At 71.0% G+C, this 11,873-nt stretch carries 9 protein-coding genes; 7 read left to right on the top strand and 2 right to left on the bottom strand.

Annotated elements, in window-relative coordinates; all coding sequences use genetic code 11:
• Nucleotides 1-39 precede the first annotated feature (39 nt).
• The 7 genes from dnaJ to recJ all read left to right on the top strand — a co-directional run bounded on the left by dnaJ (nt 40) and on the right by recJ (nt 9,684).
• Nucleotides 40-1,173, top strand: coding sequence for a molecular chaperone DnaJ (gene dnaJ / locus WCD84_RS03005; RefSeq protein WP_343280371.1), 1,134 nt, complete (start codon nt 40-42; stop codon nt 1,171-1,173).
• 68 nt (nt 1,174-1,241) lie between these two features.
• A complete protein-coding gene (dapB, locus tag WCD84_RS03000; RefSeq protein ID WP_343280370.1) occupies nt 1,242-1,958 on the top strand; it encodes a 4-hydroxy-tetrahydrodipicolinate reductase in 717 nt (238 codons plus the stop codon).
• 135 nt (nt 1,959-2,093) lie between these two features.
• Nucleotides 2,094-3,215, top strand: coding sequence for a glutamine-hydrolyzing carbamoyl-phosphate synthase small subunit (gene carA, locus WCD84_RS02995; protein WP_343253898.1), 1,122 nt, complete (start codon nt 2,094-2,096; stop codon nt 3,213-3,215).
• Nucleotides 3,215-6,460 carry a carbamoyl-phosphate synthase large subunit gene (carB, locus tag WCD84_RS02990; RefSeq protein ID WP_343280369.1) on the top strand — a complete coding sequence of 1,082 codons (3,246 nt, stop codon included), beginning with the start codon at nt 3,215-3,217 and terminating at the stop codon, nt 6,458-6,460. Before carA ends, carB begins: the two co-directional genes overlap by 1 nt.
• An 8-nt stretch (nt 6,461-6,468) precedes the next feature.
• Nucleotides 6,469-6,930: a transcription elongation factor GreA gene (gene greA / locus WCD84_RS02985; protein WP_343254029.1), complete on the top strand. Its 462-nt coding sequence runs from the start codon at nt 6,469-6,471 to the stop codon at nt 6,928-6,930.
• Between the two features lie 7 nt (nt 6,931-6,937).
• Complete coding sequence (locus WCD84_RS02980; protein ID WP_343280368.1) at nt 6,938-7,879, top strand: phosphoglycerate mutase; 942 nt, start codon at nt 6,938-6,940, stop codon at nt 7,877-7,879.
• Nucleotides 7,880-7,920: 41 nt separating this feature from the next.
• Entirely contained in the window at nt 7,921-9,684 is a 1,764-nt protein-coding gene (recJ, locus tag WCD84_RS02975) for a single-stranded-DNA-specific exonuclease RecJ (protein ID WP_343280399.1), read from the top strand.
• On the opposite strand, the gene WCD84_RS02970 is transcribed toward recJ, so the two are convergent.
• Nucleotides 9,639-10,640: a phosphatase PAP2 family protein gene (locus WCD84_RS02970; protein WP_343280367.1), complete on the bottom strand. Its 1,002-nt coding sequence runs from the start codon at nt 10,638-10,640 to the stop codon at nt 9,639-9,641. The genes recJ and WCD84_RS02970 overlap by 46 nt on opposite strands.
• On the bottom strand, nt 10,601-11,863 hold the full coding sequence (locus WCD84_RS02965) for an acyltransferase family protein (RefSeq protein ID WP_343280366.1): 1,263 nt from the start codon (nt 11,861-11,863) through the stop codon (nt 10,601-10,603). The genes WCD84_RS02970 and WCD84_RS02965 overlap by 40 nt, the downstream gene beginning before the upstream one ends.
• Between the last annotated feature and the right edge of the window lie 10 nt (nt 11,864-11,873).

Here is an 11,873-nt window from a genome sequence, read left to right as displayed (position 1 = left end):
CCGTACTTCGGGTCCACCAGGCACCACGGACCTTGATCGATGAGCAAGCGCGATTACTACGAAGTCCTCGGCGTCGGCCGCAATGCCACCGAGGACGAGCTGAAGAAGGCCTATCGCCGCAGCGCGATGAAGCACCACCCTGACCGCAACCCCGGCGACCACGTCGCCGAGGCTGCGTTCAAGGAGTGCAAGGAGGCCTACGAGGTGCTGTCCGACGGCGGCAAGCGCCGCATGTACGACCAGCACGGCCACGCCGCGTTCGAACATGGCATGGGTGGCGGCAACGCCGGCCCCGGCTTCGGCGGCGGTCCGGACGTGGGCGACATCTTCGGCGACATCTTCGGCAACATCTTCGGCGGTGGAGGCCCGCGCGGTCCGCGCCGCGGTGCCGACATCGGCTATGTGATGGAGCTCGACCTGGAAGAGGCCGTCGCCGGCGTCGAGCGCCGCATCGTCCTGCCCACCCTGGTCGAATGCGAGCCCTGCAGGGGCAGCGGTTCCGAAGACGGGACGCTCGAGACCTGCGACACCTGCCACGGCAACGGCCAAGTGCGCTTCCAGCGCGGCATCTTCTCGATGCAGCAGCCGTGCCCGTCCTGCCATGGCCGCGGCAAGACCTTCAAGAGTCCCTGTCCGTCCTGCCGCGGCAATGGCCGCGTGGAAGAGGAAAAGGTGCTGTCGGTGAAGGTGCCGGCCGGCGTCGACAGTGGTGACCGCATCCGCCTTTCCGGCGAAGGCGAGGCCGGGCCCGCGGGCACCCAGCCGGGCGACCTGTATGTCGAAGTGCGCGTGCGCCCGCACGACATCTTCGAGCGCGACGGCGACGACCTGCACTGCGAAGTGCCGATCCGCCTCTCGCAGGCGGCGCTTGGGGACACCGTGCGCGTGCCGACCCTTGGCGGCGAGGCCGAGATCCGCATCCCCGCCGAGACCCAGACCGGCAGGGTCTTCCGCCTGCGCGACAAGGGCGTGAAGTCGGTGCGCAGCCGCGCCAAGGGCGACCTGTACTGCAAGGTGGTGGTGGAAACCCCGGTCAACCTGACCCCCGCGCAGCGCGAGCTGCTGGACCAGTTCGAGGCCACGTTCTCCGGCGAGGGCGCACGCCGCCATTCGCCGCGGTCGAGCACCTTCGTCGATGGGGTCAAGGGCTTCTGGGAGCGGATGACGTCCTGACGCGGTGGCGACGCGGCGGCGCCGCTGTCCTGCTTGTCGCGGCCCCCGGGCGTCGCTAGCCTAGCCGCATGGGCGATCCGGTCAGCAGGTTGTTGATCCACGGCGGCAGCGGCCGCATGGGGCGCGCGCTGCTGCGTCTTTGCGCCGAGGGCGTGCCGGAAGACTGCAGCGTGGTCGCGGCGGTGTCGCGGCGGCCGCCGCAGCGCGTGGTCGATGGCGTGCCGCAGTTCTCCACCAGCGAGCTGTCCGGCGTTCCCGCCTTCGACGTCGCGATCGACTTCAGCCTGCCCGAGGGCTTCGATCCGCTGCTGGCCCTGTGCCGGCAGCGTGGCGCAGCGCTGGTCTCGGGTACCACCGGGCTCTCGGCTGCCCAGCGGCAGGCGATGGCCGCGGCCGCGGCGGACATTCCGCTGCTGTGGGCGGCCAACTTCAGCCTCGGCGTGGCCGTGCTCGAGGAGCTGGTGGAGCGCGCGGCAGCGGCCCTGGCGGGTTGGGACTGCGACATCGTCGAGAGCCACCACGTGCACAAGCAGGACGCGCCCTCGGGCACCGCGCTGGCCCTCGGCGCCCTAGCGGAGCGGGGCGGGGCCGAACCGCGCTATGCCAGCCTCCGCGCCGGCGACGTGGTCGGCGAGCACCTGGTCCAGTTCACCGGCATGGGCGAGCGCATCGAGCTGGTCCACCGCGCCAGCAGTCGCGACGTGTTCGCGCGCGGGGCGCTGCTGGCCGCGAGCCGCCTGCACGGCCGCGAAGCAGGGGCCTGGCGGCTGCGCGACCTGCTCTGAGCCGCCCGGGTTCATCTTCCGCGCTGGCGCGGCAGGCCGCGCGCCGGTAACATTCCCGCTCGCCTGAACCACTTGCCTCCGGGCCGGCCAATGCCGGGCCGGTGGCGTCCTGCAACCCCACGTAGGCGACCGCCAGTGACCCCACCCGCAATCCTCGCGCTCGAAGACGGCACGGTCTTCGAAGGCGTTTCCGTCGGCGCGCCCGGCCTTTCCGTTGGCGAGGTCGTGTTCAACACGGCGATGACCGGCTACCAGGAGGTCCTGACCGACCCCTCGTACGCGCGCCAGATCGTCACCCTGACCTATCCGCACATCGGCAACACCGGCTGCACCGCCCAGGACGACGAGTCCGGCCAGGTCTGGTCGGCGGGCCTGGTGGTGCGCGACGTTCCGCGCCGGCCGAGCAGCTGGCGCAGCCGTGCCGCCCTGCCGGAATGGCTGGCCGACCGCGGCGTGGTCGCGATCGCCGGCATCGACACCCGCCGCCTGACCCGCCTGCTGCGCGCGCGCGGCTCGCAGAACGGCGCGGTGATGGCCGGCGAGATCGATATCGACCGTGCCATCGAGGCCGCGCGCAAGTTCCCCGGCCTCAAGGGCATGGACCTGGCCAGCGTGGTCAGCACCGAAAGCCGCTATGAGTGGAGCGAGGGCGACCTCGAGCTCGATGCCGGGACCTTCCGCAAGGTGGCACCGCGCTTTCGCGTCGTGGCCTGGGACTACGGCGTGAAGCGCAACATCCTGCGCATGCTCGCCGACCGCGGCTGCGACGTGACCGTGGTTCCGGCGCGCACCACCGCGGCCGAGGCGCTGGCGCTCAAGCCCGACGGCGTGTTCCTGTCGAACGGCCCCGGCGACCCCGAGCCCTGCGACTACGCGATCGCCGCGATCCGCGAGGTGCTGGCCGCCGGCGTGCCCACCTTCGGCATCTGCCTGGGCCACCAGCTGCTGGCGCTGGCGGTCGGCGCCAGGACGCTGAAGATGGCCAACGGCCACCACGGCGCCAACCACCCGGTGCAGGACCTCGAGTCGGGCAGGGTGATGATCACTTCGCAGAACCACGGCTTCGCGGTCGACGAGGCGACGCTGCCCGACAACGTCCGCGTTACCCACCGCTCGCTGTTCGACGGCAGCAACCAGGGCATCGCGCTTACCGATGCGCCGGCCTTCAGCTTCCAGGGACACCCCGAGGCCGCTCCCGGCCCGCAGGACGTGACCCCGCTCTTCGACCGATTCGTCGCGCTGATGGAGGCGCACTGATGCCCAGGCGCACCGACCTCAAGACCATCCTCATCATCGGCGCCGGCCCGATCGTCATCGGCCAGGCCTGCGAGTTCGACTACTCCGGCGCCCAGGCCTGCAAGGCCCTGCGCGAGGAGGGCTACCGCGTGGTGCTGGTGAATTCCAACCCGGCCACGATCATGACCGACCCGGAGATGGCCGATGCGGTCTACATCGAGCCGATCACCTGGCAGATGGTCGAGAAAATCATCGCCAAGGAGCGCCCGGACGCGCTGCTGCCGACCATGGGCGGCCAGACCGCGCTCAACTGCGCGCTGGATCTTGCCGACCACGGCGTGCTCGAGAAGTACGGCGTCGAGCTGATCGGCGCGAAGCGCGAGGCCATCATGATGGCCGAGGACCGCGAGCTGTTCCGCGTGGCCATGGGCGAGATCGGGCTGGAGTGCCCCAAGGCCGCGGTCGCGAAGACCTTCGAGCAGGCAGTCGAGATCCAGGCGACCGTCGGCTATCCGACCATCATCCGCCCGAGCTTCACGCTGGGCGGCAGCGGCGGCGGCATCGCATACAACAGGGAAGAGTTCGAGGACATCGTCAAGCGCGGCCTCGAGCTGTCGCCGACCAACGAGGTGCTGGTCGAGGAATCCGTGCTCGGCTGGAAGGAGTTCGAGATGGAAGTGGTCCGCGACACCGCGGACAACTGCATCATCGTCTGCTCGATCGAGAACCTCGACGCGATGGGCGTGCACACCGGTGACTCGATCACGGTCGCCCCGGCGCAGACCCTCACCGACCGCGAGTACCAGCGCCTGCGCCAGGCGTCCATCGACGTGCTGCGCAAGATCGGCGTCGACACCGGCGGCTCCAACGTCCAGTTCGGCATCAACGCCGAGACCGGGCGCGTGGTGGTGATCGAGATGAACCCGCGGGTGTCGCGCTCCTCGGCGCTGGCGTCGAAGGCCACCGGTTTCCCGATCGCCAAGGTCGCGGCCAAGCTTGCGGTTGGCTACACGCTTGATGAGCTGAAGAACGAGATCACCGGCGGCCTGACCCCGGCCTCGTTCGAGCCGTCGATCGACTACGTGGTCACCAAGATCCCGCGCTTCGCGTTCGAGAAATTCCCGCAGGCGGATTCGCGCCTGACGACGCAGATGAAGTCGGTGGGCGAGGTCATGGCCATGGGCCGCACCTTCCAGGAGTCGCTGCAGAAGGCGCTGCGCGGGCTCGAGACCGGCAAGGCCGGGCTGGACCCGACCGGCCTGGACCTGGACAGCGAAGAAGGCAAGGCCGCGCTGCGGCGCGAGCTGCGCGAGCCCGGTCCCGATCGCCTGTTCCACGTCGCCGACGCCTTCCGCGCCGGCATGAGCGTGGACGAGGTGTTCACCCTGTCCTGGATCGACCCCTGGTTCCTCGACCAGATCGAAGACATCGTTGCCACCGAGCGCCAGGTCGCGGAAGCCGGCGTTGACGGATTGACCGCTTCGCGTCTTCGCGAGATCAAGCGCATGGGCTTCTCCGACGCCCGCCTGTCGCAGCTTGTCGGCGTTGAAGAGAAGGCCGTGCGCGCGCTGCGCCGCGCCTTCGGCATCAAGCCGGTCTACAAGCGCGTGGACTCCTGCGCCGCCGAGTTCGCCACCACCACCGCCTACCTCTACTCGACCTACGAGGAAGAGTGCGAGGCAGAGCCCACCGACCGCGACAAGATCATCGTGCTCGGCGGCGGTCCCAACCGCATCGGCCAGGGCATCGAGTTCGACTATTGCTGCGTGCACGCCGCGCTTGCGCTGCGCGAGGACGGGTACGAGACCATCATGGTCAACTGCAACCCGGAAACCGTCTCGACCGACTTCGACACCTCCGACCGCCTGTACTTCGAGCCGGTGACGCTGGAAGACGTGCTCGAGATCGTCGAGCTCGAGAAGCCCAAGGGCGTGATCGTGCAGTACGGCGGGCAGACGCCGCTGAAGCTTGCGCGCGCGCTCGAGGCCAACGGCGTGCCGATCATCGGCACCTCGCCGGACTCGATCGATCTTGCCGAAGACCGCGAGCGCTTCCAGCACCTGGTCGACAAGCTCGGCCTGAAGCAGCCGCCCAACCGCACCGCGCGCAGCGCCGAGCAGGCCCTGGTGCTGGCACGCGAGATCGGCTATCCGCTGGTCGTGCGCCCGAGCTACGTGCTCGGCGGCCGGGCGATGGAAGTGGTGCACGCCGAAGCCGATCTCGAGCGCTACATGCGCGAGGCGGTCAAGGTGTCCAATGATTCGCCGGTGCTGCTCGACCGCTTCCTCGACAACGCGGTGGAGGTCGACATCGACCTGATTGCCGATACCGATGGCCAGGTGCTGATCGGCGGGGTGATGGAGCACATCGAAGAGGCCGGCGTGCACTCGGGTGACTCGTCGTGTTCCTTGCCGCCGTATTCGCTGTCGGCCGATACCAAGGCCCGCCTGCGCGAGCAGGTCACGGCGATGGCGCGCGCGCTGGGCGTGGTCGGGCTGATGAACACCCAGTTCGCGGTCCAGTCCGACGAGGACGGCAATGACACGATCTTCCTGCTCGAGGTCAATCCGCGCGCTTCGCGCACGGTGCCCTTCGTCTCCAAGGCCACCGGGGTGCCGCTGGCGAAGATCGCCGCGCGCTGCATGGCCGGCCGCACCCTGGCCGACCAGGGCGTGACCGAAGAGGTCGTGCCCGGCTACTACTCGGTCAAGGAAGCGATCTTCCCCTTCGCCAAGTTCCAGGGCGTGGATCCGATCCTGGGCCCGGAAATGCGCTCGACCGGCGAGGTGATGGGCGTGGGCCAGAGCTTCGGCGCCGCATTCGCGCGCGCGCAGGAAGCGGCGGGCATCAAGGCGCCCGAGCCGGGCAAGGCCTTCGTCTCCGTGCGCGACCCGGACAAGCGGCGGCTGCTGCCCGTGGCCCACGAACTCGTGGAGCGCGGCTTCAGCCTGGTCGCGACCACGGGCACGGCCGCCTGGCTGAGCGAGCACGGGGTCGCCTGCGAGCAGGTCAACAAGGTCGCCGAGGGTCGGCCGCACATTGTCGACCTGATCAAGAACGGCGACATCGCCTACATCGTCAACACCACCGAAGGGCGCCAGGCGATCGCGGATTCGTTCTCGATCCGCCGCGAGGCGCTGCAGCAGCGGGTGACCTATTCGACCACCATTGCCGGTGCGAAGGCCTTGCTGCATTCTCTGGAATATCGTGGCAGCGGCCCGGTGTGGGCACTGCACGAACTGCATGAGGAATTGAAGCGGACATGAGACCACCGATCACGTCGCAGGGAGCGCAGCGGCTGCGCGCGGAGCTGGACGAACTGAAGAGCGTCCAGCGGCCTGCCGTCATCAATGCGATCGCCGAGGCGCGCGCGCACGGCGACCTGAAGGAAAACGCCGAGTACCACGCCGCGCGCGAGCAGCAGGGCTTCATCGAGGGTCGCATCAAGCAGCTCGAGAGCGAGCTCTCGCACGCGCAGGTGATCGACGTGTCGACGCTCAAGGTCGGCGACAAGGTCGTGTTCGGCGCCAACGTGCTGCTGGCCGACGAAGAAACCGGTGCGGAGAAGCGCTACCAGATCGTTGGCGACCTCGAAGCCGACATCAAGCTGGGCCTGATCGCGATCTCGTCACCGGTGGCGCGCGCGCTGATCGGCAAGCACGCCGGCGAGGTGGTGACCATCGAGGCGCCCGGCGGCATCAGCGAGTACGAGATCGTCGAGGTCAGCTACGGCTGATCCGGCGATGCCGGCTTCCAGCAGCATCACCCTTCTGCTCCCGGCCGCCGCGCGACTCGGGCGGCAGCGCCTGTCCGCGGCGAGCATGAAGCTGCTCGGCCGCGGCCGCCCGGGCCCGAGCGGCGCCCCGGGGCGCCGCGCCCAGCTGCTCCGGCATTTCCCGCTGCACGGCGAGGGCTGGCCGATCGCGGCGCTGTCGCGACAGGCCGAGCTTGGCGACGCCGCCGGCTCCGCCTGGCTGCGCGCCGACCCGGTCTGGCTGCGCCCGGACATCAACGGCGTACGCCTGCTTGCGCACGGCGAAGCATTGGCCTTGACGCGCGAGGACTGCGACCAACTGCTGCCGGCGCTGCGTCCGCTGTTCGGCGACGCCGGTTTCGAACTCGATGCGCCGGATCCCGCGCGCTGGTACCTGCGTCTGCCGAAGGACGCGAAGGTGCCGGAGTTCTCGGATCCCGGCGACGCGCTGGGCGAGGACATCTTCGACCACCTCGACATCAGCCCTGAAGGCCGGCGCTGGCGCAGTCTGGAAAGCGAAGCCCAGGTCACGCTGCACAACCATCCGCTCAATGCACGGCGGGTGGCACGCGGCCAGGCGCCGGTGAATGCGCTGTGGTTCTGGGGCGGCGGTCGCTTGCCGGCGGCAAGCGGCAGGGATGGCGCGACCGGCTTCAGCGACGACGACACCGCGCGCGCGCTGGCCGCCGCCAGCGGACGCGGCCAGCCGCTGCCTGCGCGGTTCACCGGCGAGCCCGGGGTCTACGACATCGAGGGCACGCGCGACCTGCAGTGGATCGAAGGCGAGTGGTTGCTGCCCGCGCTGGAGGCGCTGCGCGCGGGCGGTATCGGCACGCTGTGCCTGGATGATGGCGACGGCTGGCGCCTTGCGCTGAAGCGCGCACACCTGCTGCGCGTCTGGCGCCGCGCCGCGCCGTGGCCGGGCCCGTGACGACGCTCCGCAGCATCCGGCGCCGGCTGCCGGCGGACGCCATGCCCGGCGATGCCGGACGCGAGGCCGCTGCATGGCCGGCGGAGATTCCGCCGCTGCTGCGCCGCATCTACGCCGCGCGCGGGGCCCTGGACATCGATTCCGCGCGCCCGCGGCTGGCCGACCTGCTGCCGCCCGATGGCCTGCTCGACCTCGAGCGCGCCACCGCGCTGCTGTCGTCGGCAATCAGCGAAGGCCGCCGCATCCTCGTGGTTGGCGATTTCGATGCCGACGGCGCCACCGCCTGTGCCGTCGCCGTGCGCGGCCTGCGCATGCTCGGCGCGCGCGGAGTGCTGCACGCGGTGCCCAACCGGGTGACCCACGGCTATGGCCTGTCGCCCTCGCTGGTGGCCGAGCTGGCGCCGCTGCAGCCGGACCTGCTGGTCACCGTCGACCACGGCATCGCCTGCCACGCGGGCATCGACGCCGCCAAGGCGCTCGGGTGGCAGGTGCTGGTGACCGACCACCACCTGCCGGGCGAGCAGCTGCCGGCGGCGGACGCGATCGTCAATCCGAACCGCAGCGGCGACGGCTTTGCCGGCAAGTCGCTGGCCGGCGTCGGCGTCATCTTCTACGTGCTGCTGGCGCTGCGCGCGCGGATGCGCGCGGACGGCCGCCTGCAGGGCAAGGGGCCGGATCTCTCGAGCCTGCTGGACCTGGTCGCCGTCGGCACCGTCGCCGACCTCGTGCCCCTGGACGCCAACAACCGCGCGCTGGTTGCCGCGGGCCTGCGGCGACTGCGTGCGGGCCGCGGCTGCGCCGGCCTGGCGGCGCTGGTCGAAGTCGCGGGTCGTACGGCATCGCGACTGGGCGCCGGCGACATCGGCTACGCGGTCGGCCCGCGCCTCAACGCCGCCGGGCGGCTGGAAGACATGTCGCTGGGGATCGAGTGCCTGCTCTGCGACGATCCGGCGCGCGCGCGTGAGCTTGCGCAGCGCCTGGACGCGATCAACCGCGAACGCAGGACCGTGCAGCAGGGCATGCTGGACGAGGCCGAGCGCGCCCTGTCGGTACAGGCCCTGGACGGGATCGGGCAGGGCGGCGGCGTCCGCGCCGCCATCTGCGCCTACGACGCCGGCTGGCATCCCGGCGTGGTCGGCCTGGTCGCATCCAAGCTGAAGGAGCGCCTGCACCGGCCCGTGGTCGCCTTCGCGCCGGCGGAGCCTGGCGCAAGCGCACTGCGCGGCTCGGCGCGCTCGATCCCCGGCTTCCACGTGCGTGATGCGCTGGCCGCCGTCGACGCGCGCCACCCGGGCCTGATCGAGCGCTTCGGCGGGCATGCGATGGCGGCCGGGCTCAGCCTGGACGCGCGCAACCTGGGCGCGTTCGAAGCGGCCTTCCTCGCCCATGCCGAAGCCACCCTAGACGCCGCCACCCTGGAAGCGACCATCGACAGCGACGGGGCGCTGGCGCCCGCCGAGTTCGACCGTGCCCACGCCGAGGCGCTGCGCGACGGCGGACCCTGGGGCCAGGGCTTCCCCGAGCCCCTGTTCGACGGCGAGTTCGAAGTGCTCGAGTGGCGCGTGGTCGGCGAACGCCACCTCAAACTGGGCCTGCGCTGCGAAGGTACGCGGACACCGCTGGCGGCGATCCACTTCGGCGGCTGGCGCAACGAGCCGCCGCCGTCGCGCCTGCACCTTGCCTACCGGCTTGCGCCCGACGACTACCGCGGCGGCGATGCGATCCAGCTGATCGTGGAACACGCCACCGCCGCCGGGGATCAGCCCGCGGCCGAGCCCGCCGTCGCGGCCGCCGCCGGCCGGTAGAGCCGCAGCGCGCGCAGCAGCGCTACCGCGCCGATGAGCACCGCGACGTAGCCGCCTGCGGTCGACACGAATGCTGCGGGGTGCCGGACCGGCCAGCCGCCGGCGGCATGGATGATTTCCAGCAGCGAAAGGATCCCGTAGGCCAGCGCCAGCGCGATCAGCACGCGCGCCGCCCGCACGGCCGCGGGTCCGGCGTCGTCGGGGAAGCCGGCGCGCATCAGCACGCCGATGCTGAGCAGGGTGCCCGCCACGCCGCCGGCATGCCCGGGATCCAGCCACGGCACGAAGCCGCTCGCAAGCGCCAGGCCCACGGTCCCGGCCAGGCCGAGCAACCACGTCCGCCACGCACCCGGGCCGCCCGCCTCGAGCCTGCGCACGAACGCCACGGCCAGCAGCGCCGCAGCGACGCCGACCACCAGCCCGCCGAGCACGTCGGCAAGGAAATGCCGGCCCAGGTACATCCGCGACACGCCCATCAGCAGCGGCCAGGCGACCACCAGTCCCCAGGCCCATGCCCGCCGGGCGCGCATCAGCAGCGCCATGGCCAGCACGAAGGCGGTGGCGGCGCTGGTGTGCCCGCTGACGAAGCCGAAGCTGGCGTCGGGCCGGGCACGGGCCGCGGTGATGGCCTCCGGCGAAGGCAGCGCCCAGAAGCCGTCCGCGGCGCCATCGCCCACCAGGTGCCGGCCGGCCTCGCCTTCGTCGAGGATCCGCGCGTCCACCTCGCTGGGCCGCGGCAGCCCGAAGCCGTGCTTGGCGGCGTCGGTCGCCATCACCACCAGCATCAGCGCCAGCAGTACCCCCAGTCCCGGGCGCAGGCGCAGCCCGAACAGCAGCACGAGGATCGCGGGCACATAGGCGCGGGCATCGCCCAGGGCGCTGATCGCGTGCATGCACCACGCGAACCAGGGCGCGCTCAGCCCCTGCAGCCAGAGGATCGGATCGGCTTCGAACATGCGGGCTTTCCGGGACGGCCCGACGGCGGGCGCCGGAAGCTTACGCTCTGCGCATCGTCCCGGGGCTTCAGGCCGAACAGGGGCCGCAGCCAGCGCACGCGCCGGATGAGGCATTCGTGCAGCAGCAGGCAGCCGGCGACCGTTCCCGTGATCACGACCACCGGTTCCAGCCAGGAGTGCGGCGCCAGCGCCGGCGCCGCGAACGCCAGCGGCACGATCAGGCTCTGGTGGAGGATGTACCAGGGATACACCGCTTCGGTGGCGTACGGCAGCCAGCGGAACGGCCGGTCCAGGAGCGCCCCTGCCCAGCCGAAGATCGCCAACAGCGCGGTCCACGAATACAGCGCCCGCGCCATGCGTTCGACCATGGCCCAGTCCACGTGCAGCGCCCACGCCGGGATGTCGGCGGGCTGCAGGCTGCGCCCGGCTGCGCGCAGCCCCAGCTCGATCGTGATCGCGCCGAGGGCCAGTGCCAGCATCCGGCCGCGCGCCGCCTGCACCCGCTCCCAGAATTGCGGCTCGCATGCCACCAGCCAGCCGACCAGGAAGAAGGCGAAGTATTTCGCGTGGGCGTACCAGTCGCCCGCCAGGGCATGGGTTTCGGGAAACCGCGGCATCAGCCACCACAGGCAGGCGAAGAGCCACGCGGCCGGGACCAGCACGCAGCAGGCGGCGCTGCGACCGCAGACCCATGCGCCGAGGCGGCCGGCGCCCGCCGTGCCCGCGACGCGGGCCAGGACCAGCACCACCGCCGTATAGGTCCAGGCATAGGCCAGGTACCACAGGTGGTTCCAGGTCACGCCGTACTGAGCGCCGCTCCAGCCGCCGCCGGGCCACGGCCGCAGCTGCAGGTAGCGCATGAGGAAGGAGCCGAAGCCCGGTGCGATCGTGCCGTTCGACAATGCTTCGCAGTAGGCCTGGACCGGCACAATGGCGAGCATGCCGAACGCCAGTGGCAGCAGCAGCCGCCAGCTCCGCGAGCCCATCAGCGACCGGGCTGGGCGGGCGGCCATCGCCAGGCCCAGGGCTATGCCCGAGATCATGAACAGCAGCGGCATCCGCCAGCGGTTCACCGCGATCATGGGCCACTGCAGCCAGTGCGCCTGCTGCCCGGCCTTGACGTGGTAACCCCAGTCGGCAACGTAGACCATGCCCACGTGGTAGGCGATCAGCAGGCCGAAGGCGATCACCCTGAGGGCATCGATGTCGTGGCGTCGCGTCATGTTCCGGGTA

Source organism: Luteimonas changyuni (assembly GCF_039548395.1).
Taxonomy (GTDB): domain Bacteria; phylum Pseudomonadota; class Gammaproteobacteria; order Xanthomonadales; family Xanthomonadaceae; genus Luteimonas.
Note: the sequence above shows the minus strand (reverse complement) of the source record. Positions and strands in the feature narration are given on the sequence as shown.